The sequence below is a fragment of the Nocardioides sp. genome, from assembly GCA_037045645.1.
GTDB lineage: Bacteria > Actinomycetota > Actinomycetes > Propionibacteriales > Nocardioidaceae > Nocardioides.
This window is the reverse complement of the sequence record JBAOIH010000001.1, coordinates 164,381-190,957: the sequence shown is the minus strand read 5'-3', so window position 1 is coordinate 190,957 and position 26,577 is coordinate 164,381. Positions and strand designations below refer to the sequence as shown.

At 67.0% G+C, this 26,577-nt stretch carries 23 protein-coding genes and 4 pseudogenes; 13 read left to right on the top strand and 14 right to left on the bottom strand.

Features of this window, described 5'->3' with window-relative positions; translation table 11 throughout:
• The first annotated feature begins 18 nt into the window (after positions 1-18).
• The 7 genes and pseudogenes from V9G04_00995 to V9G04_00965 all read left to right on the top strand — a co-directional run bounded on the left by V9G04_00995 (position 19) and on the right by V9G04_00965 (position 5,473).
• Positions 19-528, top strand: coding sequence for a MarR family transcriptional regulator (locus tag V9G04_00995; protein MEI2711888.1), 510 nt, complete (start codon positions 19-21; stop codon positions 526-528).
• 49 nt (positions 529-577) lie between these two features.
• A complete protein-coding gene (locus V9G04_00990) occupies positions 578-1,633 on the top strand; it encodes a cobalamin-dependent protein (GenBank protein ID MEI2711887.1) in 1,056 nt (351 codons plus the stop codon).
• 747 nt (positions 1,634-2,380) lie between these two features.
• Positions 2,381-2,542: pseudogene (locus tag V9G04_00985) on the top strand (hypothetical protein).
• Between the two features lie 232 nt (positions 2,543-2,774).
• Positions 2,775-3,266, top strand: a complete 492-nt coding sequence (locus tag V9G04_00980) for a methylmalonyl-CoA mutase family protein (protein MEI2711886.1) — start codon at positions 2,775-2,777, stop codon at positions 3,264-3,266.
• Between the two features lie 255 nt (positions 3,267-3,521).
• Entirely contained in the window at positions 3,522-3,809 is a 288-nt protein-coding gene (locus V9G04_00975; GenBank protein MEI2711885.1) for a hypothetical protein, read from the top strand.
• A gap of 113 nt (positions 3,810-3,922) precedes the next feature.
• Positions 3,923-4,615, top strand: a complete 693-nt coding sequence (locus tag V9G04_00970; GenBank protein MEI2711884.1) for a helical backbone metal receptor — start codon at positions 3,923-3,925, stop codon at positions 4,613-4,615.
• Positions 4,616-4,636: 21 nt separating this feature from the next.
• The gene (locus V9G04_00965; GenBank protein MEI2711883.1) at positions 4,637-5,473 is read left to right on the top strand and encodes a patatin-like phospholipase family protein; all 837 of its coding nucleotides are present in this window, start codon (positions 4,637-4,639) and stop codon (positions 5,471-5,473) included.
• On the opposite strand, the gene V9G04_00960 is transcribed toward V9G04_00965, so the two are convergent.
• The 3 genes from V9G04_00960 to V9G04_00950 all read right to left on the bottom strand — a co-directional run bounded on the left by V9G04_00960 (position 5,474) and on the right by V9G04_00950 (position 9,072).
• Positions 5,474-6,862, bottom strand: coding sequence for a wax ester/triacylglycerol synthase family O-acyltransferase (locus V9G04_00960; protein MEI2711882.1), 1,389 nt, complete (start codon positions 6,860-6,862; stop codon positions 5,474-5,476). It lies immediately after the preceding gene.
• 96 nt (positions 6,863-6,958) lie between these two features.
• Complete coding sequence (locus V9G04_00955) at positions 6,959-8,473, bottom strand: glycerol-3-phosphate dehydrogenase/oxidase (GenBank protein ID MEI2711881.1); 1,515 nt, start codon at positions 8,471-8,473, stop codon at positions 6,959-6,961.
• Complete coding sequence (locus tag V9G04_00950) at positions 8,470-9,072, bottom strand: TetR/AcrR family transcriptional regulator (protein MEI2711880.1); 603 nt, start codon at positions 9,070-9,072, stop codon at positions 8,470-8,472. Before V9G04_00950 ends, V9G04_00955 begins: the two co-directional genes overlap by 4 nt.
• 17 nt (positions 9,073-9,089) lie before the next feature.
• Between V9G04_00950 and V9G04_00945 the strand changes: the two genes are divergently transcribed.
• Together V9G04_00945 and V9G04_00940 are read left to right on the top strand one after the other, a co-directional pair.
• Complete coding sequence (locus V9G04_00945; protein MEI2711879.1) at positions 9,090-10,631, top strand: FAD-binding oxidoreductase; 1,542 nt, start codon at positions 9,090-9,092, stop codon at positions 10,629-10,631.
• Positions 10,628-11,581 carry a diacylglycerol kinase family protein gene (locus V9G04_00940; GenBank protein MEI2711878.1) on the top strand — a complete coding sequence of 318 codons (954 nt, stop codon included), beginning with the start codon at positions 10,628-10,630 and terminating at the stop codon, positions 11,579-11,581. The genes V9G04_00945 and V9G04_00940 overlap by 4 nt, the downstream gene beginning before the upstream one ends.
• A gap of 123 nt (positions 11,582-11,704) precedes the next feature.
• On the opposite strand, the pseudogene V9G04_00935 reads toward V9G04_00940, so the two are convergent.
• Both V9G04_00935 and V9G04_00930 read right to left on the bottom strand, forming a co-directional pair.
• Positions 11,705-12,298: pseudogene (locus V9G04_00935) on the bottom strand (phosphatase PAP2 family protein).
• Between the two features lie 47 nt (positions 12,299-12,345).
• On the bottom strand, positions 12,346-12,594 hold the full coding sequence (locus V9G04_00930; protein MEI2711877.1) for a hypothetical protein: 249 nt from the start codon (positions 12,592-12,594) through the stop codon (positions 12,346-12,348).
• A gap of 98 nt (positions 12,595-12,692) precedes the next feature.
• On the opposite strand from V9G04_00930, the pseudogene V9G04_00925 reads away from it, so the two are divergent.
• From V9G04_00925 to V9G04_00915, 3 genes and pseudogenes are all read left to right on the top strand, one after another.
• Positions 12,693-13,409 (top strand): annotated as a pseudogene (locus tag V9G04_00925) (PIG-L family deacetylase).
• A gap of 60 nt (positions 13,410-13,469) precedes the next feature.
• A complete protein-coding gene (locus tag V9G04_00920; GenBank protein ID MEI2711876.1) occupies positions 13,470-15,032 on the top strand; it encodes a sodium-dependent transporter in 1,563 nt (520 codons plus the stop codon).
• A complete protein-coding gene (locus V9G04_00915) occupies positions 15,029-15,160 on the top strand; it encodes a methionine/alanine import family NSS transporter small subunit (GenBank protein ID MEI2711875.1) in 132 nt (43 codons plus the stop codon). The genes V9G04_00920 and V9G04_00915 overlap by 4 nt, the downstream gene beginning before the upstream one ends.
• Before the next feature lie 41 nt (positions 15,161-15,201).
• Here the strand turns inward: V9G04_00915 and V9G04_00910 are convergent, their stop codons facing one another.
• The 8 genes and pseudogenes from V9G04_00910 to V9G04_00875 form a co-directional block, all read right to left on the bottom strand.
• Positions 15,202-15,861 (bottom strand): class I SAM-dependent methyltransferase, encoded by a 660-nt coding sequence (locus V9G04_00910; protein ID MEI2711874.1) that lies wholly within the window; start codon positions 15,859-15,861, stop codon positions 15,202-15,204.
• A 75-nt stretch (positions 15,862-15,936) separates the two neighbouring features.
• Entirely contained in the window at positions 15,937-17,373 is a 1,437-nt protein-coding gene (locus V9G04_00905; protein MEI2711873.1) for a hypothetical protein, read from the bottom strand.
• Between the two features lie 89 nt (positions 17,374-17,462).
• On the bottom strand, positions 17,463-18,056 hold the full coding sequence (locus tag V9G04_00900) for a hypothetical protein (protein MEI2711872.1): 594 nt from the start codon (positions 18,054-18,056) through the stop codon (positions 17,463-17,465).
• A 176-nt stretch (positions 18,057-18,232) separates the two neighbouring features.
• Positions 18,233-18,949 (bottom strand): type ISP restriction/modification enzyme, encoded by a 717-nt coding sequence (locus V9G04_00895; GenBank protein MEI2711871.1) that lies wholly within the window; start codon positions 18,947-18,949, stop codon positions 18,233-18,235.
• A gap of 161 nt (positions 18,950-19,110) precedes the next feature.
• Positions 19,111-19,551, bottom strand: a pseudogene (locus V9G04_00890) (type ISP restriction/modification enzyme).
• Between the two features lie 1,988 nt (positions 19,552-21,539).
• Complete coding sequence (locus V9G04_00885; GenBank protein MEI2711870.1) at positions 21,540-22,187, bottom strand: hypothetical protein; 648 nt, start codon at positions 22,185-22,187, stop codon at positions 21,540-21,542.
• A gap of 86 nt (positions 22,188-22,273) precedes the next feature.
• Positions 22,274-23,227, bottom strand: a complete 954-nt coding sequence (locus V9G04_00880; GenBank protein ID MEI2711869.1) for a DEAD/DEAH box helicase family protein — start codon at positions 23,225-23,227, stop codon at positions 22,274-22,276.
• Positions 23,228-23,414: 187 nt separating this feature from the next.
• Positions 23,415-24,560 carry an acyl-CoA dehydrogenase family protein gene (locus tag V9G04_00875; protein MEI2711868.1) on the bottom strand — a complete coding sequence of 382 codons (1,146 nt, stop codon included), beginning with the start codon at positions 24,558-24,560 and terminating at the stop codon, positions 23,415-23,417.
• A gap of 61 nt (positions 24,561-24,621) precedes the next feature.
• On the opposite strand from V9G04_00875, the gene V9G04_00870 reads away from it, so the two are divergent.
• Entirely contained in the window at positions 24,622-25,500 is an 879-nt protein-coding gene (locus tag V9G04_00870; protein MEI2711867.1) for a hypothetical protein, read from the top strand.
• Here V9G04_00870 and V9G04_00865 read toward each other — a convergent pair.
• A complete protein-coding gene (locus V9G04_00865; protein ID MEI2711866.1) occupies positions 25,492-26,553 on the bottom strand; it encodes a hypothetical protein in 1,062 nt (353 codons plus the stop codon). The genes V9G04_00870 and V9G04_00865 overlap by 9 nt on opposite strands.
• Between the last annotated feature and the right edge of the window lie 24 nt (positions 26,554-26,577).

Here is a 26,577-nt window from a genome sequence, read left to right as displayed (position 1 = left end):
GTGCCTAGGATCAACGCTATGACGCCAGAGCGAGATCCCATTCGGGAAGCGCACGCCCAATGGCGTGCACACGGCTGGGACGAGGCCGCCGACGGGATGGCGATGGTGACCTCTCTGGCGCGCGCCCACCAGTTGCAGATGGAGCGGATCGAGTCGGTGCTGCGGCCCTATGGGCTCACCTTCGCGCGCTATGAAGTGCTTCGCCTGCTGTCGTTCACCCGTTCGCAGTCGATGCCGATGACCCGCCTCGGGTCGCTCTTGCAGGTGCATCCCACGAGCGTCACAAGCGCCGTCGATCGCCTGGTCAGGCAGGGTTTCGTAGAGCGACTGCGCCCCGACGGCGACCGTCGCATCGTGCTGGCCTCGTTGACCCACGACGGCCTGGCGGCCGTGGAGGCCGCGACCGCCGCACTCAACGAGGCAGTCTTCTCCCACCCTGGATTGTCAGGGACGGACGTCGTACGACTAACCGAACTGCTCAGCGAGCTGCGGTCGAGCGCGGGCGATCACGTTGTTACTTCCAAGTAGATAGTTGGATGTCCTAGTATTGCGTCATTCCGCACCCTGAGGAGCACTCGTGTCCGAACTGCACGTCCCCGAGCACCCCGTACGTCTGGTCACCGCGTCGAGCCTGTTCGACGGTCATGACGCCTCGATCAACATCATGCGCCGGATCCTGCAGAGCCAGGGTTGCGAGGTGATCCATCTGGGTCACAACCGGTCGGTCCAGGAGGTCGTCGACGCGGCGTTGGAGGAGGACGTCCAAGGGGTCGCGGTCAGTTCCTATCAGGGCGGACACGTCGAATACTTCGAATACCTCGTCGAGCGCCTGCGTGCGGCCGGGGCCGATCACGTCAAGGTCGTCGGCGGTGGCGGCGGGGTGATCGTGCCCGCCGAGATCGCCCGTCTGCGTGAGTCGGGCGTCACGATCTTCTCCCCCGAAGACGGCCAGCGGCTCGGCCTGGTCGGGATGATCAACTCCGTCGTGAAGTCGTGCGACTTCGACCCCTACGACGTGGCGCCCGCCGCACTCGACGCCGTCCTCGCCGGCGACCGCCCTGCGATCGCACGGGCCATCACCGGCGCCGAGACAGGTCGACTCGACGACGCGATGCTGGCCGAGATCCGATCGGCGGCGGCCCGTCGTACGGTTCCCGTGCTCGGCATCACCGGCACCGGAGGCTCGGGCAAGTCGTCGCTGACCGACGAACTCGTACGCCGCCTGCGCGTGGACCAGCAGGACAAACTGCGAGTCGCCGTGCTCGCGGTCGACCCGACCCGGCGCAAGGGCGGCGGCGCCCTGCTGGGCGACCGGATCCGGGCAAACGCCCTCGACGGCGACCGGATCTTCTTCCGCTCCGTGGCGACCCGCGGCGCGCACGAGGTGCCGGACCACCTCGGCGATGTGGTCGACGTGGTCAAGGCAGCGGGTTTCGACCTGGTGATCATCGAGACGCCCGGCATCGGACAAGGCGACGCCGGGCATCGTGCCGCTGGTCGACCACTCGCTGTATGTGATGACGCCGGAGTTCGGCGCGCAGTCGCAACTGGAGAAGATCGACATGCTCGACTTCGCCGACACCGTGGCGATCAACAAGTTCGAGCGTCGTGGCGCAGCCGACGCGTTGCGTGACGTCGGCCGACAGTTGGTCCGCAACCGGGATGCGTTCGGCAAGCAGCCCCACGACATGCCGGTCTTCGGCACCTCGGCGGCCACCTTCAACGACGACGGGGTCACTGCGCTCTATCAGCATCTGCGCGACGCGTTGGGCGAGCTCGGGTTGCCGCTGGCCGAGGGCACGCTGGCGCCGGTGGACGTACGCCACTCCTCCATGATCCGTCAGGTCGTGCCGGCCGAGCGGGTGCGCTACCTGGCCGAGGTCACCGAGACCGTACGCCGTTATCACGCCGAGACCGAGCGGTTGGCCGCCGCCGCTTCGCGGGTGCAGCGGATCGAGTTGGTGGCGGGCGAACTGAGTGGTTTCGAGACGCCCGCTGCCGCGGGCTCCTCAACCACCGGAAGTGGCTCGCTGGTTGAGGAGGGCGCAGCCCGTCTCGAAACCACCCTCGACGCGCTGCTCACCTCCGCCCGTGCGGACATCCCGGACGAGATTGCGACTCAGATCGAGCGTTGGCCGAGTGTCGTCGAGTCCTACTCCGGCGACGAGCAGGTCGTGTGTCGTGCGCGACAGAGAACTCCACACCCAGCTGACCAAGGAACTCGCTCAGCGGCAACAAGATCCCGCGAGTCGCGCTGCCCCGCTTCAGCGACCACGGCGAACTCGTCGCGCTTCCTGGCGCCGCGAGAACCTGCCGGGCTATCTTCCCCTTCACCGCCGGCGTTTTCCCGTTCAAGCGCGACGACGAGGACCCGGCGCGAATGTTCGCCGGCGAGGGCGACCCGGCGCGTACCAACCGGCGCTTCAAGGTGCTCTCCGAAGGCCAGCCGGCCACCCGGCTCTCCACCGCCTTCGACTCGGTCACCCTCTATGGCCGCGACCCCGACCCGCGACCCGACGTCTACGGCAAGGTCGGCACCTCGGGCGTCTCGGTGGCGACGCTGGATGACATGAAGGTGCTCTATGGCGGCTTCGACCTGTGTCGCGCCCACGACCAGCGTCTCGATGACGATCAACGGCCCCGCACCCGACGGTGCTGGCGTTCTTCCTCAACACCGCGATCGATCAGCAGGTCGACGACTTCCGCGACGAGCACGGCCGCGAGCCCGACGAGGCGGAGCGCGCGACACTCACGGCCCGGGCGCTCTGGCCAACGTGCGCGGCACCGTCCAGGCCGACATCCTCAAGGAGGACCAGGGCCAGAACACCTGCCTGTTCTCCACCGAGTTCTCGCTGCGGATGATGGCCGACATCCAGGAATGGTTCATCCAGCACGGCGTGCGCAACTTCTACTCGGTCTCGATCTCGCGGCTATCACATCGCCGAGGCCGGGGCGAACCCGATCAGCCAGCTCGCGTTCACGCTGGCCAACGGGTTCACCTACGTCGAGGCCTATCTCGCACGCGGGATGAAGATCGACGACTTCGCGCCCAACCTGTCGTTTCTTCTTCTCCAACGGCATGGACCCGGAATACTCGCGTGCTCGGCCGGGTCGCGCGCCGCATCTGGGCGGTGGCGATGCAGGAGAAGTACGGCGCCGGCGAGCGCGTCGCAGAAGCTGAAGTACCACGTCCAGACCGAGCGGCCGTTCACTGCACGCGCAGGAGATGGACTTCAACGACATCCGCACGACGCTGCAGGCGCTGATGCGCGATCTACGACAACGCCAACTCGCTGCACACCAACGCCTACGACGAGGCCGATCACCACGCCGACCGAGCGCAGTCCGTGCGCCGGGCGCTGGCGATCCAGCTGATCATCGACCAGCGAGTGGGGCCTGGCGATGAACGAGAACCCCCTACCAGGGCTCGTTCATCATCGACGAACTCACCGACCTGGTCGAGGAGGCGGTGCTCGCCGAGTTCGACCGGATCAGCCGAACGCGGCGGCGTGCTCGGCGCGATGGAGACCGGCTATCAGCGCGGCCGGATCCAGGACGAGTCGCTGCTCTATGAGCACCGCAAGCACGACGGCTCGCTGCCGATCATCGGCGTCAACACGTTCCTGCGGCCCGACTCCGAGCGTGAGCCGGTCGAGATCGAGTTGGCGCGCGCGACCGAGGATGGAGAAGGAGTCCCAACTGACTCGGGTGCGTGCGTTCCAGACTCCGCACTCCGACGAGGCCGAGGCTGCGCTGGTACGCCTCAAGCAGGCGGCCGTCGAGGGGGAGCAACGTGTTCGCGGTGCTGATGGATGCGGCTCGGGTCTGCTCGCTGCAGCAGGTGACCGAGGCCTTCTTCGAGGTCGGCGGGCAGTACCGCCGCAACGTCTAGCCCACCTGTCCGCTGGGGTAGAACGAGAGCATGCGCATCGTCTCGCTCGTCCCGTCGATCACCGAGGCACTGGCGAGCGCCCGGCCTGACGCAGTCGTGGGGGCGACCGATTGGTGCACCCACCCGGCCGACCTGGACGTCACTCGGGTCCGCGGCACCAAGAACCCCGACGTCGCCGCCATCGTCGACCTCCAGCCCGACCTGGTGGTGTGCAACAAGGAGGAGAACCGCGAACTCGACGTACGCCGTCTGCGAGAGGCGGGCGTACGTGTGTGGGTGAGCGAGATCGACGACGTCCCGCAGGCGATCGCGGCGTACGACGAACTCTTCGACACCGTCCTGGGCTGGCCGCGACCCGAGTGGCTGGAGCAGGCCCGCGAGTTGTGGACCGGGTCCTTGCCCCCGGTGACCCGCACCGTCGCGGTGCCGATCTGGCGCGACCCGTGGATGGTCGTCGGCGGCGACACCTTCACCTCCGACTTGATGCGGCGCCTTGGCTGGGCCAATGTCTTCGCCGACCGCAGCCGCTACCCGACGGTCGAGGTCGCCGACATCGAGGGCGCCGGGCCCGATGTCGTGCTGCTGCCCGATGAGCCGTACGTCTTCACCGACGCCGACGGGCCGGAGGCGTTCGCGCTGGAGACGGAGTTGGTGAGCGGTCGCCTGCTTACCTGGTACGGCCCGTCACTGGTTGACGCATGGCGGACGCACGCCTCTTCATGACCCGGGTCTACATTTGAAGACATGACACGTACGGCGCTGGTACTCGGCGGCGGTGGCATCACCGGCATCGCCTGGGAGATCGGGATGTTGAAGGCCTTCCACGAGGCCGGGCTCAAGTTGGGCGGGGCGGACGAGATCCTCGGGACGTCCGCCGGGTCGGTGGTGGGAGGGCTGATCTCCAGCCACCCGATCGACGACCTCTACGACGCTCAGCTCGAACCGCCCGATGCTGCGGTCGGGGGACGCTTCTCCCTTTCCAAGATGGCGCGCGCATTGCCTACGGTCGGCCTGCCCGGCGGGTCGATCGTGGCTCGGCGCGCCCGCGTAGGACGTGCGGCGATGCAGGCGGTGCCGATCGGCAGCGAGGACCGGGTCGCGGTGATCCGCGAGCGGGTCGAGATCGAGGACTGGCCCAGCGATGCCAACCTGCGGGTCACCGCCATGAGTGCCATGACCGGCGCCTTGAAGATCTTCGATCGGGAGAGTGGCGTCGACGTCATCGAGGCGATCGCCGCCAGTTGTGCGGTCCCCTTCGTGTGGCCCGCGGTGATGATCCAGGGCCACCCCTACTTCGACGGCGGAGTCCGCTCGACCACGAATGCCGACAAGGTGCAGCAGCCGGATGTGGCCGTCGTCATCGCGCCGATCCCGATGAACATCCGGCGCCACCACAACATCAAGGCCCAACTTGACCGCGCCGGTGTCTCGCGACGAGCGGTGATCTGGCCCGACAAGGAGGCGCGCGACGCGATCGGGCGCAACGTCCTCAATCCCGCGCGCCAGTCCGCAGCAGCACGAGCCGGGCTGCGTCAGGGTCGGCTCTTCGCGACCCGCGTACGCGCGGTGTGGCCCTCCTGATCAGCCGAGCACCTTCGCGCGCATCGACTCCCACTCCGTCAGGCAGTCCTCGATCACGGAGTCGGGGTCGGCGATCACGGTGGGATCGGTCACCATCGAGAACCTGACCTTGTCCCGATAGGTGAGCAGGGTGAAGTTGAGCCCCATCCCATCCGAGATCGGTCCGATGGGATAAATCTCCTCGACGGGCGCACCGAGGGAGAAAAGCGGGAACGCGATGCTGGCGACGTTCGAGATCGCCAGGTTGCCGGCGAGCCGGAATATCTCCGTCACCCGAGTCGCCACGGCCAGACGCTCCAAGGCCGCCCCGAATGCCGGACCGGCGACGGACGCCACGTCGAGGATCAGCGGCGGATTGTTGACAGCCGCACGCTCCTTGGCCTCCTTGGTCTGCGCCGCGACGGACGCGATCCGAGCGGCGGCGTCCGGCTCGTCGGTGCCGACGCGCGCCGACACGACGGTCGTCTTGTTCCCGGCAGTCTCTGCTCCGGTGCCCAGCGTCACCGGCAGATAGGTCACCAGCGACGGATCGGTCGGGTGGCCGATGCGCTCCAGGTGGCGACGCAGTCCACCGCCGATCAGGCCGATCGCCACGTCGTTGACCTTCACTCCGGCGGCGTTCTTGACGGCGAGTACGCCCGCGAGGTCGAGTTCGAAGAAACGTACGAAGCGACGTGACGAGAGCTTGCGGTTGAAGGGGCTCTGCGGCGCCATGGAGGCCCCGAGCACCTCGCTGGCAGAGCGGGTGCTGAACAACGTGGACGCGAGGTCGGTCGTGAGCCGGGCAACGCCGCGCGGCACCGCGAGCGGATCCTTGAGGTGGTCGATGCCGGCATTCCAGAGCATGCCGATCGAGCCGGGTCGGCGCGCCGGGGTCCACGGCTCAGGTGCGCCGATGTCTTCGGGCTCCGGGGCCAAGTCGACCAGTGTGGTCAGCAATTGGAACCCGGACATGCCGTCGACCGAGGCGTGGTGGGTCTTGATGAACAGCACGCTGCGACCGTGCTCCAGCCCGCTGATCAGGTACATCTCCCACAGCGGGCGCGAGTTGTCGAGAGGTGACGACAGCAGCCGGTCGAGCAGTTCGAGCAACTGCTCGCGGGTCCCCGGGCCGGGCAGTTGCGCCTGGCGCACGTGATAGTCGATGTCGAAACGGTCGTCGTCCACCCAGGCCGGGTGATGCACGTCGAACGGCACCCGCTGATAGCGCATCCGCATCCTCGGCACCTGATGCATCTTGGCGAGCATCCGGGCACGCAAGGTGGCCAGCCGCTCGAGGCCGTCCGGGTCGTCGCTGGTGTCGAGGATCAGGCAGGTGCCGATCTCCGCAGGCGTACGCCGAGTCTGTGTGTAGATGAACGTGGCGTCCGCCCCGCTGAGCCGTTCCATCGGGAGCTCCCCTTCGCTGGTCGTGAATATGATCGACGCGGCGCAGGGTCGCGTCCAGCGAATGTGGCACAAGCCGCTCACCGGTGTCTGCCTCCGTTAAGGGGCGACCACCACATTTCGGCGTACGAGGTCCAGCGCACGGCGTGCCAGCGGCAGAGCAGCCGCACGATCGGCAGGCACCAGACCGACCCTCGTACGCCGGTCGAGGAGGTCGTCGACGTCGTGGGCGCCCTCATGAGTCAGCCCGAAGATCAGCTCGGCGAGGGTGACACCACCGGGTCCCGACGCGGCCAGTTCAGCCTCCGAGAGTCCAGTCCTGCTCACCGCGTTGTCGAGCACCGTCCGGGCCTCGGTCCCGAAGCGCCGGACCAGCCGAGCAGGCTCCTCCAGCGCGGCCAGCTCCGCACGCGAGGCGGCTCCCAACAGGGGGAGCTCCCGAGTCCGGCAGGGCTCGCGGGTCAACTCGGTGGCGTCGAGCGCGTCCTCGGCCATCTTGCGATAGGTGGTGAGCTTGCCGCCGACCACCGTGATCACACCTGACGCCGAGGTGAGCACCGCGTGCTCGCGCGAGAGGTCCGCGGTCGAACCGTCCGCTTCGAGCAGCGGCCGGAGCCCGGCGTACGCACCCACGACATCACTGCGACGCAACGGCCGCTCCAGGGCGGCTCCCACCACATCGAGCAGGAAGCCGATCTCGCTCTCGGTGGGTTCGGGCACGTCGGGCACGGGTCCGTCGACGGGTTCGTCGGTGAGGCCCAGATAGATCAGGCCCTCGGGCTGTGGCATCGCGAAGACATAGCGACTCGTGCTGCCCGGCAACGGCACGGTGAGTACCGACCTCAGCCCAGGGATCGCCTCGGTGCGTAGCACGACATGGGTGCCGCGACTCGGGCGCAGTTTGACCTCGTCGACCAGGTCTCCGGCCCAGACCCCGGTCGCGTTGATCACCGCCCGCGCGGCTACCTCGACCGACTCGCCGGTGAGTTCATCGCGCATTCTGGCGGCCGTCGCCGTCGCGGACAGGACCCGCGCCCGCGTGCGTACGAACGCGCCGTGCGCCACGGCGGTCCGCGCGACACAGGTGACCAGTCGCGCGTCGTCCTCGAGTTGGCCGTCCCAGGTGATCAGACCGCCGCGCAGGCCCGCGGATCGCAGCGCGGGCGCCAAGGCGAGGGCTTCGGTACGCCCGATCTTGCGCGGAGCGGGCAAGGTGTCGCGATGCGTGCCGGCGGATATCCGCAACGCATCGCCTGCTCGGAAGCCGACCTGGGCCAGCGCCGCCTGGGCAGGCGTGACACTCGACATCAGGGGCAGCAGCCACGGCATCGCCCGCGTCAGATGAGGTGCGGTGGTCTCCATCAGGATGCCGCGTTCGATCGCACTCTCCCTGGCGATCGCGACCTGCCCGGACGCGAGATAGCGCAGCCCCCCGTGGACGAGTTTGCTCGACCAGCGCGAGGTGCCGTACGCCAGATCGTGCGCGTCGACGGCCAGCACGCTGAGTCCGCGTGCGGCCGCATCGAGGGCCACACCGGCGCCCGTGATGCCGAGACCGACCACCACGACATCGACGTGCGTGGGAATCTCGTGCAATCCCGCTCGGATGGTCATGGCGCGAGATACCTGCTGACGAACTCGCGCAGTTCGCGATCGAGGCGCGCTTGGGAGACGTCGTCGTCGACCATGGTGTGCGCGGACAGCACGAACCCGTGCACCGCGAGGATCAGCGCCCGCGCGAGTACGACCGGCTTGCCGCTGCGCACTCCCTGGGCGGCCTGGCCCTGCTTGATCCGCGCGGTCAGGAACTCCAGCAGGAGGTCTTGGGAGCGACCCCGGCGATCGAGTAGATAGGGCAGCACCAGTTCAGGATCGACGTCGAGGATGCGCGTGAAGAGCCCGTCCTCGCGAAAGATCCGCACCGCATCGACGACTCCGACCGCGATCCGTTCGGGCCAGGGCAACGACTCGTCCTCGACTCCGATCACCCGCTGTCCGACCTGGGCCCATTCGCGGGTCATCAGGTCACCGAAGAGGCTGGGCATGTCGGGATAGGTCCGATAGACGGTCATCCGGGAGACCCCTGCGCGACGGGCCACGTCGGTGACGGTCGCGCGCTTCCAGCCGACCGTGAGGATCGACTCCCGGGCCGCGTCGAGAAGTCGGTCGGCCGTGGTGCGCTCGGCCGACTCGATGTTACGAAGTGACGCCATGTGTCACACTGTATCCCATGACGATTGAGATGCACCCGCAACGCTGGGGCGATCCCGCCAAGGCCGAGGCTCTGCCCGAGGCCACCCGCGCACTCGTGGACGCCTTCGTGGGCGTACGCGACACCCCGGCCTCGTCGGCTGCCACCCTGCCTGTCGCTCACGAGCTGCCACTAGACGAGTTGCGCGCGGCAGGCATCGAGGTCATGACCGACGACGAGACCCGACGCCTGCGTACTCGCGGGAAGTCCACCCCCGACCTGCTGCGTGCGCGCGCGGGCGATCTGTGCGATGCACCGGACGCGGTGCTGCGCCCCGCCTCCCACGCTCAGGTGACCACGGTGCTCGCCTGGGCCGTGGCGCACCACGTCGCGGTGGTGCCGTTCGGTGGCGGCACCTGCGTCACTGGCGGCCTGGCCGCGCGTCGGGACGGCTTCGCCGGACTCGTCTCCCTCGACCTGATGAGGCTCGACCGACTCCTGGACGTCGACTCGATCTCGATGACCGCGACACTCCAGCCCGGCATGCGCGCGCCGGATGCGGAAGTCGCGTTGGCGCAGCACGGATTCACCCTGGGGCACTTCCCGCAGTCGTTCGAACATGCCTCGATCGGCGGCTTCGCCGCGACCCGATCGAGCGGGCAGGCTTCGGCGGGATTCGGACGTTTCGACGACATGGTGGTGGGCCTGCGGGTCGCGACCCCGATCGGCGATCTGGCACTCGGGACGTCGCCGGCGAACGCCGCCGGTCCGGATCTGCGCGAGGTCGTGCTCGGCTCCGAGGGCACGCTCGGCGTCATTACCGAGGTGACGGTACGGATTCGGTCGCTCGCGACCGAGGAGTCGTACGACGCCTGGACCTTCCCGAGCTTCTCCGAGGGATCCGACGCGATGCGCCGGGCGGCGCAGGCTGGTCTGCTGCCGACCGTCTTCCGGCTCTCCGACGAGCCCGAGACGATGGTCAACCTGGCCAGCCAGAGCGACATCGGCGGCGAGAGTGTGACCGGCTGTCTGATGATCGTGGGACACGAAGGCACGATCACGCAGGACGCGTTGGCTGCCCTGCTGACGGACGCCGGTGGCACCTGCCTCGGACCCGAACGCGCCGCGGGCTGGAAGCACGGCCGCTTCCATGCGCCCTACCTGCGCGACTCGCTGCTCGACGTCGGGGTGCTCGTGGAGACCTTAGAGACCGCCACGTTCTGGTCGCGTCGCGACGAGGTCTATCTGGCGGTCCGTGCCTGCCTGGAGACCTCCTTGGGCGAGGGCACACTCGTGCTGTGCCACATCTCGCACGTGTACGAGACCGGGTGCTCGCTCTACTTCACGATCGCGGCTCGCCAAGGTGACGACCCACTGACGCAGTGGGAGCAGGCCAAAGCGAAGGTCAACGACGTGCTGATGGAGCACGGCGCCACGATCACCCACCACCACGCCGTGGGCACAGATCACCGTCCCTGGCTGGCGCAGGAGATCGGACCCGTCGGGGTGGCGATGCTGCGCGCATTGAAGGCGGCGGTCGACCCGGCGGGCGTACTCAATCCCGGTGTGTTGATCCCGTGAGCGACGGAGACGAGCGCGGCGCGCGCACCGTGAGGTCGTACGCGTTCCTGGTCAACCCGCTCTCGGGTGGCGGCGCCGCACCGGGCGCGGTCGTGCCGGTCGCCCGCATCCTGCGCGAGGCCGGCGCGCGGGTCGACGTGACGTACTCCCCCGGTCCGCGCGAGTCTCGCGGTCTCGTCGAGGATGCGGTCGACCGAGGCGATGTCGTGGTCGCAGTCGGCGGGGACGGCATGCTGTCGTCGATCGCCGGGCGAGTAGCCGCCCTCGACGGCACCCTCGGCATCGTCCCCGCCGGACGTGGCAACGACTTCGCGCGGATGCTCGGCCTGCCCACCTCACCGGCCGCGGTCGCCGACGTGTTGCTGCAGGCACCGTCGGCGCCGATCGACCTCCTGGGCCTGCACCTCGACGGGCGTGAGCACGTCGTAGCCGGCTCGGTTTATTGCGGCGTCGACGCCGTCGCGGGACGCATCGTCGACAAGGTACGACGCCTGCCTCGGCGCGCCCAGTACCCGTACGCAGCAGTCCACGCCCTGGCCACCTACCGCCCCCTCGACCTGCGGCTCGTCATCGACGGCGAGCGGTACGACTACACCGCGGCCAACGTGGTCGTCGCCAACTCCGCCTACTACGGCTCCGGCATGAGGATCGCGCCCAGTGCCTCGGTAAGCGACGGCCTGCTCGACGTGGTCGTGATCGAGGCGGCGTCGCGGCGCGCACTGATCCGGTCGCTCCCCAAGGTGTACGACGGATCCCACGTGCGGCTGCCGGAGGTGCACGTCCTGCGCGGGACCTCAGTCGAGTTCACGGGCCGCCCCGCCCTCGACATCGGCGGCGACGGGGAGCCGTTGGGGCGACTGCCGGATGCTGGCCGGCAGCCGGCTCGGGTGGACGTACGCGCCGGCGCTCTGCGGGTTCTGCTGCCAGCCCCGCCACCGGCCGGGCGATAGCCACCGCGGCCCGTCGAAATCGCCGCGCGGATCCACCAACCAGACCCCCAGCCACTGGGCCCGCTGCTCCAGATACAGCACCTGGGTGCGTTGCACCACCGTGGGCGCCATTCCGCGGAACTCCTCCGGCGCGGACCAGAACGGACCCAGCGACGGAATCAGGTAATAGCAAGCCACCCCGAGGATCCACACGTTGATGCCGGACACGACGAATACATGCCCGCGGCGGATGTCGGGCGATACCGCGACGGCGGCGCACACGCCGACGATCAGCAGGGTGCTGAACGCCTCGTAGAGGAAGGTCAGCACGAACATCGAGGTATGCACGCCGAGCAGGTCGTGCAGCAGCAGGTAGGGGCTGTGGCCGAAGAACAACCAGCGATCCCAGCGCAGCAGCAGTTCATCACGAGGGGCGTTGAGCACGTCCCAGCTCTTGAGGTTGTGATAGGCCAGGTAGGTCAGTTGATAGGCCAGCAGCGCACTGGCCGCGTACGCGATCCGCTCACGAGTCCACCGTGCTCGCAGGGTCTGCCTCCACGGTGATCCCGTACGCCGGGCCGACACCGCCGCCACCACCACGGCGAAAGCGACCACGACTGCTATGTCCAGCCCCAATCGGCCCCACAGATAGGCACCGTGTGGGTCGCGGACGGGGATGCCGACGTGACGGGACCTGAGCAATGCCACCGCCCAGAAGACGCCCACGAGCGCCCACATTCGCCACCACCAGGCGCGGCCCGCGTCGGGGGTGGTCGAGCCGGCCATCAGGCGATCCTGGCTCGAGTGCTCTCGTGTGCGGTGACGGTGCCGACCTCGACGCCGGCCTGGCCCCAACGCTCCAGCAGACGCTCGGTGGCGGCGTAGGTGCGCCGCCAGGAACCGGGTGCGCTGTAGGTGTCGGCGTCGTGCAGCAGCACCGTCCCACCGGGGCGAAGGGTGCGCCGCACCATGGCGTCGATGGTGCCGGGGGTCGCGAAACGCGACCAGTCGCGTCCCCAGGCAGACCACAACATCGTACGAAGGCCGACGTCGCGAGCGGCTCGTCGAGCCGCGACCGTGGTGATTCCATAGGGCGGGCGATAGAACGACGGGCGACGTCCATCCAGACGACGAATCCCTGCTGACAGGTGGCACCCTGGCCAAGGCGTCGGCCGACGGACTGCGTGTCGTGCTGGTGGTCGCCACGGATGGCGAAGCGGGATTGTCGGCCGAGCCCGGTGCCCTCGGAGAGACCCGCCGCGGCGAACTCGAGCGCGCGGCCAGGGCGTTGGGCGTCGCACGAGTGGTGCGTCTGGGGTACGCGGACTCGGGTCTGCGAGGTGATGCGTCTCCCGATCTTCAGGCGAGGGCTGCACGATTCTGCGACGCCTCGCCTACTGAGATCAGCGCACGCCTGGCGGACGTACTGCGCGAGGAGCAGGCTGACATCCTGCTGACGTACGACAGCCACGGAGGCTACGGGCATCCCGACCACCTTCAGGTCCACCGCACCGGCGCTCTCGCCGCAGATCTCGCCGGCACACCCGCCGTCTTCGAAGCGACGATCGATCGACGGCTGCTGCTGCGGCTGGCGAAGATCCTCGGCTTCGTCCCAGGAGTACGCCGACTCGTCCCCGCGGATGGCTTCGCCTCCGCCTTCACCGAGCACAGCCGGATCACTCATCGCATCGACGTGCGCAGGCAGGTCCGACACAAGCAGCGCGCGCTGAGAGCGCATGCGTCACAGGCGACCGGCGCATCGGTCCGGACGGTGGGGCTCCTGGCTCGTCTGCCACGCCCCTTCTCCACGCTCGTGCTCGGCACGGAGTGGTTCACCCGCGTCCGGTGACCCGCGTCACGACAAAGTAGGGCAGTATGGACTCTTTATCGTCCGGGCGAGGGAGTGCCGATGAGTTCCGTGGAAGCCGACAATCGCGGGGCGTTCACCTCGCGCCGAGTCTTCATCCTGGCTGCGATCGGCTCTGCCGTCGGGCTGGGCAACATCTGGCGTTTCCCCTACGTCGCGTACGAGCACGGCGGCGGCGCGTTCATGCTGCCCTATCTCGTCGCACTGCTGACCGCAGGCATCCCGTTCCTGCTGCTCGACTACGCCATCGGGCACCGCTTTCGCGGATCGGCACCGCTGTCCTTCGCACGGCTCAACCGCGCGACGGAGACGCTCGGCTGGTGGCAGGTCGCGATCTGTTTCATGATCGCGGTCTATTACGCCGCCGTCATTGCGTGGGCAGTGAGCTACACGATCTTCTCGGTCAGCAAGAAGTGGGGCGACAAGCCCGACGGGTTCTTCTTCGGCGAATACCTCAAGGCCGGGGACCCCGGGCTGCAGATGGAGGTCGTCTGGGGAGTGCTGATCCCGCTGATCCTGGTCTGGGCCGCACTCGTGGTCGTGATGGCGCTGGGCGTACAGAAGGGCGTCGGCGCGACGTCGGTCATCTTCATCCCGGTGCTCGTGGTCGCCTTCGGCTTCCTGGTGGTCTATTCGCTCTTCCTGCCCGGCGCGATCGACGGCCTGAATGCCTTCTTCACCCCCAACTGGGGGTCACTGGGTGATCCCGGTGTGTGGGGCGCGGCGTTCGGCCAGATCTTCTTCTCGCTCTCGATCGGCTTCGGCATCATGATCACGTACGCCTCCTATGTCGGAAAGAAGACCGACATGCCCGGCTCGGCAGCGGTCGTCGGCTTCTCGAACTCCGGCTTCGAACTGCTTGCCGGTATCGGCGTCTTCGCGGCCCTCGGCTTCATGGCGCAGGCCCAAGGCGTCGAGGTCAGCGAGGTCGCCACGGGCGGCATCGGCCTGGCCTTCGTGGCCTTCCCAGCGATCATCAGCGAGGCGCCGTTGGGCGCGCTGATCGGCGTACTCTTCTTCGCCTCGCTCGTGATGGCGGGCTTCACGTCACTGATCTCGGTCCTCGAAGTCGTGATCTCGGCGGTGCGCGACAAGCTCGAACTGTCCCGCGTGGCCGCGACCCTCGTGGTCACCGTCCCGTGCGCCATCTTGAGTCTGGTCTTCTTCTCCAGCACCAGTGGCATCTACGTCCTCGACATCGTCGACCACTTCATCAACCAGTTCGGCATCCTCCTGGTCGCGGTCGTCTCGATGATCGTCGTGGCCTGGGCGATCCGCGCGCTGCCGCTGCTGAGCGATCACCTCAACCGCAACTCGTCGATCCCGATCGGCACCTGGTGGAAGGTGCTGATTGGTTTCCTCACACCGGTCGCGCTGATGTATGTCCTCGGGCAGGCCTTCTGGACCGACGTGAAGGCGCCGTACGAGGGCTACCCCTCCTGGATGCTGGCCACCTTCGGGTGGGGCATGGCCGCGTTGGTCGCGCTGGTGGGCTACCTGCTCGCGCCCACGCCGTGGCGCGAGACCACCTCGCTGGCCGACCCTGACCTTGACCATCCCGCACCGACGGATCGACGCGACGAGCGAGAGGAGTCCGCGCGATGAGTGCCAGCGCGATCTTCATGATGTTGTTGGCGATGCTGGTGATCTGGGGCGGCCTGGTCGCCGCGATCATCAATCTGCGTCGCAGTCCCGACACCGCGCATGCTGACGACATGCACCGCGACTTGTGATCAGACGGGGGTCTCCGGCAAGGCGTTGTTGATCGCGCCGTCTAGGCGCGCTTGACCGCCGTACACAAGAAGACGCCGAAGTCGCGGCCTTGCTTCTCGATCGAGGTGGCGTCGGCGAACCGTACGTCTTCGAACCCTGCGCTCTGCAGTTGCTCGGCCAGTGCCGCCCGGTCGAAGCCGTGGTGTCCGTCGAAGTCGACCTTGTCAGCGTGGAAGGCCCCGTCCGGATCGCGCTCGAGGTCGGCGATGGCGAGCCTGCCACCACTGACCAGCGAACCCGCGACGTTCGCAAGCAACGCGTCGAGGTCGAGGACGTGGTGGAAGGCCAGCGAGCTCCACGCGACGTCGAACGTCTCGTCGAGTTGGTCGTGCGTCAGGTCGGCCTGGCGTGCGTGGAGTCTGTCCGCCACACCGGACTCGGCGATCCGTTGCACCGCCACCGCTACCATGCCAGCCGAGGGATCGGTGATCAGCACGCTGCCCACCTGGTCGGCCAACAGGATGCTGAGTCGCCCGGTGCCGCCGCCGATGTCGAGCGCCTTCGTCTCCGGCGTGAGGTCGACCGTGTGCGCGATCAGTTCCGCCACCACCTGCTGTCGGGCCTCGTGGCTGGGATCGTCGTCCCAGGTTTGAGCCGCATCGTCGAACCGTTCGTGCCGTTGCCCGTGATCGTGCTTGTGGTCGTGGTGGTCGTGCGCCATGCCGCGACCCTAGGCCGTGCGGCATATCAACGCACCCACGCCGCCCAACTGGCTGCGCTCACCTGGGAAGAATTCTCAGGCGCTCAGGAGGAGTTCGGCGAATTGGATCTCCAGGCGGGATGCGGGGTTAGCAGTCGGTCGAGCCGCTGCACCGGACGGCTTGGCAACCCGTCGGGTGCCGGTGTGGTCGACCAGGTAGGTCGCGCCGTACTTGTCGCGCCACAGATAGATGCCGGGGAACGGCTGTTTCACATCCCACCCACCATGCGTCTTCATGCGGTGATGGGTCGCGGTCATCGGTCCGTAATTCCCGATCCTCGATTGCCCCGCTCCGGGCGGCGCGCCGGGTTGGTAGGCCTCGGTGTGATCGATCTGTTGGGAACGGGTCTTGCACGACCCCCACGCGAAGACATCGGCCGGCGTCATCAGATGCACGGCCCGTCTATGTCGATCAGGGATCTCGTACGCATCCACCGGCGCCTGGCCTTCGATGTCGAGCACCGGCAGCACCTTGAACGCCGCCTTGTCGCCCAGGAATCGGCGCACCCAATCGGAACTGACCGGCCCCTGGCCCTCGACGCGGGCCACACCTTCACCCTCTGCTTGATTGCGATAGCAGTGCACCGTCACCATCACACTCGGCAGCAGCCGAGCCCAGTCCAGCGCACACACCGTGTCCTCGGGCCGGTCATGGACGACCGACTCCCCGACCGGCGCATCCTCGGGCCGCTTAGCCGCGTTGGCGTACGCCCGCAGCAACGCATGAGCCTGCGCCGGGTCACACAACACCAGCAGCGCCAACACCCGCCGCTCATCATTGCTGTCGCCGACCCCCTGAAGCAGCAGTGCATCGGCGACCAACTGCAAGGTCGCGTCCAACTTGGTGATCACAAAGAACTGCGCCCGGATGAACATCCCGCGCATCCCATGCGCATCACGACGAGTCGCCCGAGCGTACGCCTCACGCGCCGCCGCCTCCTCCTTGGCCGCCGCGGTCTCGGGATCGGCCGCCACGATCGCCGCCGCGACCAACTCCTCGAACCGCGACCACGGGATCCGCCCATCAGCCGACTCCACCACCCGCGCGTCCACGAACGCGGCCTGCTCGACATCAAGGTCACGCGTCTTCTTCGCGACGTAGCGGGCATAGGAGGCCTTGACCTCCAGCGTCTGCACCCGCGCCCACAACCGTGGCAGCCGGATCAGCAGATCCAGCCCGTCGGCGATCAGAGCTGCCGCAGCGTACGAAGTGATCCCCATGCGAGCACCCAGCTCACCGCAACAGAACTCCGCGACCTCATCAGTCCCCACACCACCGAACCTGCGGGCCCGCTCACGCCCCGGCAACGCACTGATCTCGGGATCCAGCGTGTCCTTGTTGTGCCGGATCGCATGCGAGACCGCGACCCGGATCTCCTGCACCTCGACCCGCTGTCGCAGCGTCGAGACATCACCGGCATGGTCCAACAACTGGCCATCAGCCAGCGCCTCCAGATCGGTGATCAACTCCATGAAAGGAGTCAACCAGGGACCACCGACATTTAGATTCGACTGAGGTCCTGGTCCACAGGCACCCCGGCTGAACCATCGCCAGGATGGAACTATTCGTCCCCTGCCTCGAAGTTGTTGACCTCGTGCACGGTCAACTGCAGGGCACGAGCGACGCGGTCCAAGAACTTCGTGGAGGTGACGAACCACTCCGACCCACCTCGCCGGGTCCGCGAGCCCGGGTGGTCGGCGTCGCGGAGCCAGCCGTGAAACTCGCGCTCGACTGCGGCCGACGCATCGACGGGATAGATCCGCAACAGGATCGGATCCTCGGGCAGAGCGGTAATGCGGCCCTGCGAGTTGGCGCGGTAATAGGCGTCGACTGCGGAGTGTCCGACCTTGAGAAGGGTTCTGCCGCTGGCGGGGTCATAGGGATGTCGCAGGTAGTGCGGAAGTGTGTAGACATAGATGCCCGGGACGCCCGATGCCTCGGCCTTCTTCGACGCCTCGACTGCTTCTTCGACTTCATCGGCCTGGGCCTGGCGATCGGCCGCACGCGAGTCGATGAGTGCCTCTTGCTCGATCAGCGCGGCACGAAGCTCTGGGCTCAAGTCCTTGTTCTTCAGCCAGGCGCGGACCTTGCGTCCCGCTGCTTGCGCCACCGTGGGCGCGTTCGGGACCTCGCCATCGTGAAGCACCCGAACCATGGCTCGCGCGTTTGACACCCACCCGGTCGACAGCGTGCCCTCCTCCTCGGACATCTCCTGAGGTGTCAAACCCCGCTGCTCATAACCCCACAGTCGGCCAAGCACGCTCTCGTCCTCTGCGAGAAGGGCTTCCACCTCTGCGGTCCGGTCCCATGTTGGGACCTCCACTCGATCGCTCACTGTTCCTCCCTGATCGTCAACGCCGGCAGCGCATCCACGATCTTCATCGTCTCCACCGACACCGTCACGACGCGGGCGAGCAGGTCGAGGATGTATCTCGGATCGCCCACCTCACGCGACCAGTCGTTGGGGTCGTTGACGATCCCCGACGCCTTGTCGGTCTTGATGTAGTACCGATCGATGATCCACTCCACCGCCGAGCGCGAGCCGAGTTGGTAGCGATAGGCCGCCTCCGGGATTCCGCTCACCGTGATCGAGGAGTTGTAGTGGATGACGCTTCGGTCCTTCTCCCGACCTCCGCTGCCTGAGCGCCCTCCGCCGGTTGAGCCTGTCGAAACCCCGAAGCGCATCTTCTTGTCGCCGACGGCATAGAAGTCGTACGCCGCCTCGTCCCTCTCGCTGGTTGAGGAGGGACGAAGTCCCGTCTCGAAACCAGGCTGCGCGTCGAGGCCTTCGAGGGGGTAAGGCTCCACAGACTCGTAGCCGATGTGCAGCTCGCTGAGCCTGCGACCTGCCTCGGCGAAGGCGCGGGCGTCGTCGCCAGTCGCGACAAGCGGGATGCGCGGCAGCATCTTCTTGAGGTCCGCGGCATAGCGCTCGCGGTAGTCGGGTGAGTGCAGCAGGCCATAGACATAGAAGAAGACGTCGTCCTTGCTCCACTGCCCATCGGTTCCTGAGCCCGTCGAAGGGTACGCCGCCCGCCACTTGGCCAGGGCTGTGTCGGTGATGTTGTCGATGCGGCGGTAGCCGTCGACGATTTCGCCGTCGCCAGATCCTGCGGGATCAGCAGAGGAGAGAGAGAGAGAGAGAGAGACTCGGCGTCGACGGGCTCCCAGGTCCAGCGGGGGAAGAACTGACCCGTGTCAAGGAGATGGAGGTCAGGTAGTCGATTGGATGCAATGAGGCAGAAGTCGTAATGCGACGCCGCACCGGTCAGGTCGATGCCGACATTCTGGTGCGGTGCGCCCGGGAAGAAGGTAGGCATCCGGTAGACCATGTCGTTCAGAGGACGATCGAAGTAGGCGATCTGCTTGGTGAACGGCCGGTACTGACTCTCTCGGAGGCTCTCCGGTCGGTAGTCATGTTCAGCCCCTCGCTCGAAGTCAGCGATCAACCCCCGGTTCCAACTGATGGATCGATTGTCCGGACTTCTCTCACCGCTCAGCACGCTGTTGTTGTAAGCGCCGATCAAACGGCGCATGTTGGCCTCAACGGCTTCGCGAGAAGAGTTGTAGCACCAAGCGTCACGGTTGGTCTTGAGTCCACCCGAGTAGACCGCGAACACGGACGACTCGAGCTTGTCCCCAAGGCGCATGAACGAATCGAAGTCTTCGGCCCGCTGGTTGAGCCAGTCGCCGTGTTCGTTGGTGGTGAGAGCAACGGGTTCAAGTCCCGATACTCCAACCGCCACTACGACCTTCGCGAGCTTCTCCTCGCGGGTGAGGTAGTCGCCGATGTCGGTGTAGTGGATCGTGGCGTGGTTTCGAGACGGGCGCTGCGCGCCCTCCTCAACCACCGATTGTTGGTTCTTGACGAGGATGGTGATGGCGACGGTGTTGCGCGAGCCCGCACCGAATACCTTGCCGCCTTCCTTGCGGGACTGCTCGCCAGCGGTGCGCTGATTGCCGCGCAAGTTGTAGATGTGGATGGTCGAGAACTCGTCAGCCAGTGAGAGCCGCATCCCGTCGGCGGTGTTGGCGTCCAGCCAGCCGCCGTTGGTGACGAAGGCGACGACGCCACGGTCCTTGATCCGCAGAGATGCCCATTTGATGGCGCGGATGTAGGAGTCATAGAGCGAGTTCTTGTTGGTCGCCGTCGAGCGGGCGGCGTAGGTCTCCCGGATCGCGTTGTCGATGGTGGGATACGACGCGTTGGCGTTGTCGTCGTTGGCGGAGTCTTGCCCGACCGAATACGGCGGATTTCCGACGATCACGGTGATCGGCAGCGCCCGCTGGCGGGTGATGCGTTCGTTGTTCTCCGGGAAGATGTCCAGGTCGTCGCGGTCGCCGTCTTCGTAGGACTGGAAGGTGTCGGTGAGGACCAGGCCTGGGAAGGGTTCGTAGTGGTTTCGAGACGGTCGCTCCGCTCCCTCCTCAACCACCGGACTTGAGCCCGCTCCCTCCTCAACCACCGGACTTGAGCCCGCTCCCTCCTCAACCACCGGCCGGAGCGCGGCGTACGTGCTCTCGATGTTCACCGCGGCGATGTAGTAGGCGAGCAGCAGCATCTCGTTGGCGTGCAGCTCGTGGGCGTACTTGCGCGCCAGGTCGTGGGGCTCGATCAGACCCGACGTCAGCAGGCGGGTCATGAATGTGCCGGTGCCGGTGAAGCCGTCGAGGATGTGCACGCCTTCGTCGGTCAGGCCTTGGCCGAACTCGGCGCGCAGCACCTGGTCGGCGGAGTTGAGGATGAAGTCGACGATCTCGATGGGTGTGTAGACGATGCCCAACCGATCGACCGTCCTCTTGAACGCGGTGGCGAAGAACTTGTCATAGAGCTCGACGATGACGCGCTGCTTGCCTTCGGCGTCCTCGACCCCGGCGACGCGGCGGCGTACGGACGCATAGAAGGAGTCGAGGGATTCCTGCTCGGCGGCGAGGTTGTGCTCCTCAAGCGAGGCGAGCATCAACTCCATCGTCTGCGCGACGGGGTTGTGGGCCTTGAAGTCATAACCCTCGCTGTGTCCATCGTCGGCAGGGCCGAACAGGGCCTCGAACACCGGGGCGGTGATGAGGTGCTGGGCGAGCATCTCGATCGCTTCGTCGCGAGTGATCGATTCGTTGAGGTTGCCGCGCAGACCGGTCAGGAATTCCTCGAACTCTCGGGCCGGGTTGGAGTCCGGATCGGCCAGCAGCCCGTTGATGCGGGTGATGTGGGCCTGGGCGATGTCGGCGACGTCCTTGGCCCAGGTCTCCCAATACTTCCGCTCCCCGACCTTCGCGACGATGCGGGCAAACATGGCGTCGCGGAACCCGCCGAAGCCATAGTCGAGCGTCAACTGCTCATCCGCCGCCTCCGGAGGCGTACGGCCCGGGGTGGTGTCGATGATCCGCACCCGGGACGGCTTGCGCTTGTTCAGCTCGATCTGGTTGACCATCGCGTGGAAGCGTTCGTCGTGTGAGCGCAGCGCCTGGAGCACCTGCCACACGACCTTGTAGCGCTCGTTGTCGCGCAACGCCTCCTCCGGGGCGACCCCAGTCGGCACCACAATCGGCAAGATGATGTAACCCAGTTTCTTGCCCGGCGCCTTGCGCATCACCCGGCCCACCGACTGCACCACGTCGACCTGCGAGCCGCGCGGGGTCAAGAACAAGACGGCATCCAGCGCGGGCACGTCCACACCTCCGACAGACAACGCGCGTTGGTCAGCACCCGGCATTCGCCGTCGGGCGCATCCTCCTTCAGCCACGCCAGATGGGTGTTGCGTTCCTGGATCCCCATCGTGCCGTCTACGTGTGCGGCGGCGACGCGCAGATCCGTACGCTCGTCGGCCTCGTCCTGCCGCGCCCGATCCACCATCCGCGGGAACGCCTCGGTCGCGGCTTTGGACGAGCGGATGTCGCGAGCGAAGGCGACCGCACGCCGCATCGGTCGGTCGTCGTCACCTTCGAGGTCGTCGGGACCGAAGTTCTTGCGCAACCCGTTCCAACACCCGATCAACTTCGCCGCGTCGTCGAGTTTGATCTCGCCCGCGTCCGCCATCGCGGTCTGGAAGTGCTCCGCGACATAGGCCTCGTCGACCGCGAGGACGAGGACTTTGTAGTCGGTCAGCAGGTCGGCCTCGACTGCATCCCCGAACCCGAGCCGGTGCAACTCCGGGCCATAGACCGACTCGTCGCCCATGTCGGCCAACAACGCTTCGGCGTCGGTGGCCTTGCGGCGCACCTCGTCCCCGAACACCCGCGGGGTCGCCGTCATGTAGAGCCGCCGGGCGGCCTTCGAAATAGTCACCGTCGTGGACCTTCACGAAGTGCGACTCGTCCTGACCCGCCAGAGTGACCCCGGTCGTACGGTGTGCCTCGTCGCAGACGATCAGGTCAAAACCCGGTAGGCCCAGAGCCTGGGCCTGGTGAATGACGTCGATCGACTGATAGGTCGCAAACACCACCGTCATCCGCGGGGTTGCGTACTTCCCCGTCGCCATCCGCGCCGCCAACGTCGCCGCATCCGTGGTTGCGGGCTCGGACAGATCCACCGTGGAGAGGTCGCCCTCGTCGGAGCCCTTGCGCCCCACGCGTACGTCCGAACACACCGCGAACGGCCGGATGTCGACCTCCCGGTTGGCCATCCACTCTCGCAAAGCTTTGGGACAACAGTTGGATCGACGGCACCAAGAACAGCACGCTCCCACCCACGCCGACCAGATCCTCCGCGATCCGCAACGACGTGAACGTCTTCCCCGTCCCGCACGCCATGATCAACTTGCCACGATCACCCGCCGTCAGACCCTCGCGTACGGCCTGCAAAGCCTTGGTCTGATGCGGCCGCAACGACTTCGGGCCAGTGGACGGCAGCACCTCGGGGGTATCCCACGAGTACGCCGACCAGTCGATGTTGGCCTCATCCAGATGATGCAGATCCACCCGCTGCACCGGCACCAACTGTCCGTCCAGCGTGTCGTCGGCGTTCTTGGACCACGACTTGGCCGTGTCGAAGATGTAGCGCGCCGCGAACTCAGTTTTCGACGACGCCGAAAGGAACGAGTCGATCGCCCCCTTGGAGACTGTCGCGCCCTCGCCGTAGAACTTGCACTGGATCGCGGCCAACTTGTCGCTGTCACGCAACTTCGCGACCAGATCCACGCCCGTGTCGTGACGACCCGCACGGCCCGGCCACTCGGTCCACGTCCACACGTCGTCGAACTTCGCCGTCCACTCCGGATCGGTCCGCAAGAACGCCGCCACCAACGCCTCGAACTTGTCACCCTGATCCCGAGCGTCCAAGGACGATGCCCGTAGTTGTCCGAGAACCTCATGGATCGTCTGCGACATGGCCGGATTGTGCCCCATGCCGCGCAGCCAGGCACCGGCGTCACGCCCAGGGATCCCCAGGCTCAGGTGAGCGCCCCGAAGGGCGCCCACCCGCCACCGTCACCGCACCAGCCGCGCGTCGGCTTGGAACCGGCTCGGCTCAAGCTCGATCAGCGAGCCCAATCCGCAGCCTCTCTCTTCCCGAGACTCAGCCGAACTCCCGCACCATCGCCCGCGCGATGATCAGCTTCTGGATCTCCGAGGTGCCCTCATAGAGCCGGAAGAGCCGACAGTCGCGATAGAACCGTTCGACCGGCACGTCACGCATATAGCCCATGCCGCCGTGGATCTGCACCGCGCGATCCGCGACCCGACCGACCATCTCGGTGCAGAAGAGCTTGGTCGCCGAGGGCGCGATCGTGAGGTCGCTGCCGTCGTCGTACGCCCGAGCCGTCGCGAGCACCATCGCCTCACCGGCCATCGCCTCGGCCTGACTCTCGGCGAGCATCGCTTGGACGAGTTGGAAGTCGGCCAGCCTGGTGCCGCCCTGGGTGTTGGTCGTCGTGTGCTTGAGGCACTCGTGGATCAGCCGCTTGGCCATTCCGACCGATACGGCGGCGATGTGGATGCGGCCCTTCACCAACGACTTCATCGCCACCCCGAAGCCCTCGCCCTCGACCTCGCCGACGAGGTGGTCGGCGGGGATGCGTACGTCGTCGAGAAACACCTCGTTGGAGGTCGCGCCACGCTGCCCCATCTTGTGGTCCTTCGCGCCGATCGTGACGCCGGGCGCGTCGGTCGGCACCACGAAGACGGAGATCCCGCGGGCCCCGTCGCTGACGTCGCCGATCCGCGCGAAGACCATCAACAGGTCGGCGTCGGCGGCGTTGGTGATGAAGCGCTTCTGGCCGCAGACGACGTACGAATCCCCGTCGCGCACCGCCTTCGTACGCAATCCGCTCGGGTCGCTGCCCGCCTCCGGCTCCGTCAACGCGAAGGACGCGACCAGGTCGCCGCTGGCCAGGCCCGGCAGCCAGCGTTCGCGTTGCTGCTGCGTGCCCGCGTTGACCAGCACCTGGCCCGCGATGCCGTTGTTGGTGCCGAACATCGAGCGGAAGGCCGGGGTGGTCCAGCCGAACTCGAACGCCAGTCGGACATCCTCCGACTCGCTCATCTCGAACCCGCCGTACGCCTCGGGGAGCATGTAGCCGAACAGACCCATCTCCTTGGCCTGTTCGCGCAAACGCGCAGGGATCTGGTCGGTCTCCTCGATCTCGTCCTCGGCAGCGACGACATCTCTCCGGATGAACGTGCGTACGGCGTCGAGGATCGCGGCGAACTCGTCGGTTTCCATGGGCTCCTCCTTGCAGTCGCGTCGGATTATCCTCCGCGGGCGTGGTGGAGGATGGGCGACCATGACCACACCAGATGTCACCGACATCCGCGCCCGGCTGCGTCGGTGGGAGGTCGTACGCAGACTGCTCGGCCTCCTGGCCGCGTCGGCCTTCCGGGCGTACGGCGCGGCCGCAGCGCTCAGCGTCGCGCTGAGTCCCAGCGAGACCTTCCTGGGCAAGCTGGGAGACGCGTTCAAGGCGGTGCCGAACCTGATGGATCGTTATCGGGCCGGTGCGTACGTCGTGGAACACCGCGAGGAGATCCAGACCGCCGTCGACTACCTGCATACGCATACCCCGCCCCAGGCCGAGTTGGAGGCGACCGTGGCGCAGAGTACGCAGACGCTCGACGACCTCGCGACGATGATCGACGGCGTCAACGGCGCGAAGGATTCGCTCCTTCAGTTCCCACCGGCACCGTTGCAGGCGAAGGATCACGTGATGTCTGCGTGGAATGCGATTCCCGACCAGGACTCGTTGCGACAACTCGGCGACACCGGTGAGTTTCTCGCGCCGTACGTCGGCCACGCCCGCACCCTGATCCCGGCGTACCACGACAGCCTCTTCACGGCCGTCGACAACTTCGCCAGCGACGAGATCACCAGCACGGTCCTGGTGATGGTGCTCGCCCTGATCACCGGGGCGTTCTTCGCCCAGGTCGCCGGGTTCGTCGTACGCCGCGGGAAGCCCGGTTTCGTCGTCGGCGGCCTGCAGCGGCTGGGCATCCGCGTGTTCCCTCAGTGGTACGACGACGACCCACGAGTTTCGCTCGGCGACTCGGTTTATGGCGTGGCGCATCGCCACCTCCAAGCCGAGATCATCCGGGATCCGGAAGCCGCGCTGGACCCGGACACGTTGCGCGCGCTCCAACGGCACTTCGCCGCGCAGAGTTCACCCTGACGCGAACCCGCTCGCGTTGCGGATCAGCGGCAGGTCGGCACTGGTCGCGAAACCTGGCGCGTGCGCATACACGACCGGGACTGCGTTGAGCACCTGCATGGCCGCGGCGACCGACGAGGCGGCCACGTGCTGCTCCATCGTGGCCGGCTCGGTGAAACTGGCCAGCACGATCGTGTGCACCTGCATCGACGGGTCGCCTTCGATCGTCAGGGTCCAGCCGTCGTTCGGAGTGGGCCAGTGCGCCGGGTATTCGTGACCCAGCGTCCACAACGTCTCGATCTCGACGCGGGTCTGGCCCGCCTTGCGTCCCTGCCAGCGCCAACGTTGCGCGCCGGTCGTACCCGCCTTCAACTCACGGTCGAAGATCTGGTGATCCTTCGTTGCGGCGACCGCATCGACCTCGACCGTGACCTCGTCGATGTCGGCTCCGAGTGCGTCCGCCAGCATCCACACCTGGTTGGAGAAGAGGTCGCTGGTGTGCTTGATCCCAGGTGTCGCCTCGGGGTTGATCTCCTCGACCGGCCGACCGAACGCCTGCTGCTCGAAGGTGATGTCGACGCTGGCGTAATAGGACCAGTCGCCGCGTTCTTGGATGTGCACCTTGCGGATCTTGCGGGTCATCCCGGACAGCGCGAGCGGGAGTACGCCGCTGAGGTTGCCGGGGTTGATGCCGCTGGCGTGGACCGTGGCCTGCCCGGTCTCGCAGGCTTGTTGGAGCCTGCTCTTGCCGGGCTCGGCGATGCGGTCGGGTGCGAAGAGAAAGCTCGGCGTCACGACGTTGATGCCGCGCTCCAGGTAGGCGCAGACGTCGTCGAGGCTCGGCGTACGCGGGACGTAGACCACGCAGTCTGCGTTTATCGCAGTCGGGTCGAGGGTGGCGTGCATGCCGATCTCCGCGCCGCCGCGCAGCGTGCCGACGTCTCGGCCGTCCTTCTCCGGGGAGTAGATGCGTACGCCGGCCAACTCCAGCTCGTCGCGTTCGAGGATCGCGTCGACGATCGGACCACCCAGGGCCCCGATCCCGTCGACGAGGACACGCAGTCGTGAGGTCACGCAGCGCAGTGTGTCACCGAAGCG

Bases quoted from the DNA above. Each gene is read 5' to 3' on its own strand.
- V9G04_00995 (MEI2711888.1), top strand. From the start codon at position 19: ATGACGCCAGAGCGAGATCCCATTCGGGAAGCGCACGCCCAATGGCGT.
- V9G04_00975 (MEI2711885.1), top strand. From the start codon at position 3,522: ATGGAGACCGGCTATCAGCGCGGCCGGATCCAGGACGAGTCGCTGCTC.
- V9G04_00970 (MEI2711884.1), top strand. From the start codon at position 3,923: ATGCGCATCGTCTCGCTCGTCCCGTCGATCACCGAGGCACTGGCGAGC.
- V9G04_00965 (MEI2711883.1), top strand. From the start codon at position 4,637: ATGACACGTACGGCGCTGGTACTCGGCGGCGGTGGCATCACCGGCATC.
- V9G04_00960 (MEI2711882.1), bottom strand. From the start codon at position 6,862: ATGGAACGGCTCAGCGGGGCGGACGCCACGTTCATCTACACACAGACT.
- V9G04_00955 (MEI2711881.1), bottom strand. From the start codon at position 8,473: ATGACCATCCGAGCGGGATTGCACGAGATTCCCACGCACGTCGATGTC.
- V9G04_00950 (MEI2711880.1), bottom strand. From the start codon at position 9,072: ATGGCGTCACTTCGTAACATCGAGTCGGCCGAGCGCACCACGGCCGAC.
- V9G04_00945 (MEI2711879.1), top strand. From the start codon at position 9,090: ATGACGATTGAGATGCACCCGCAACGCTGGGGCGATCCCGCCAAGGCC.
- V9G04_00930 (MEI2711877.1), bottom strand. From the start codon at position 12,594: ATGTTGTGGTCTGCCTGGGGACGCGACTGGTCGCGTTTCGCGACCCCC.
- V9G04_00920 (MEI2711876.1), top strand. From the start codon at position 13,470: ATGAGTTCCGTGGAAGCCGACAATCGCGGGGCGTTCACCTCGCGCCGA.
- V9G04_00915 (MEI2711875.1), top strand. From the start codon at position 15,029: ATGAGTGCCAGCGCGATCTTCATGATGTTGTTGGCGATGCTGGTGATC.
- V9G04_00910 (MEI2711874.1), bottom strand. From the start codon at position 15,861: ATGGCGCACGACCACCACGACCACAAGCACGATCACGGGCAACGGCAC.
- V9G04_00905 (MEI2711873.1), bottom strand. From the start codon at position 17,373: ATGGAGTTGATCACCGATCTGGAGGCGCTGGCTGATGGCCAGTTGTTG.
- V9G04_00900 (MEI2711872.1), bottom strand. From the start codon at position 18,056: ATGGTTCGGGTGCTTCACGATGGCGAGGTCCCGAACGCGCCCACGGTG.
- V9G04_00880 (MEI2711869.1), bottom strand. From the start codon at position 23,227: ATGTCGCAGACGATCCATGAGGTTCTCGGACAACTACGGGCATCGTCC.
- V9G04_00875 (MEI2711868.1), bottom strand. From the start codon at position 24,560: ATGGAAACCGACGAGTTCGCCGCGATCCTCGACGCCGTACGCACGTTC.
- V9G04_00870 (MEI2711867.1), top strand. From the start codon at position 24,622: ATGACCACACCAGATGTCACCGACATCCGCGCCCGGCTGCGTCGGTGG.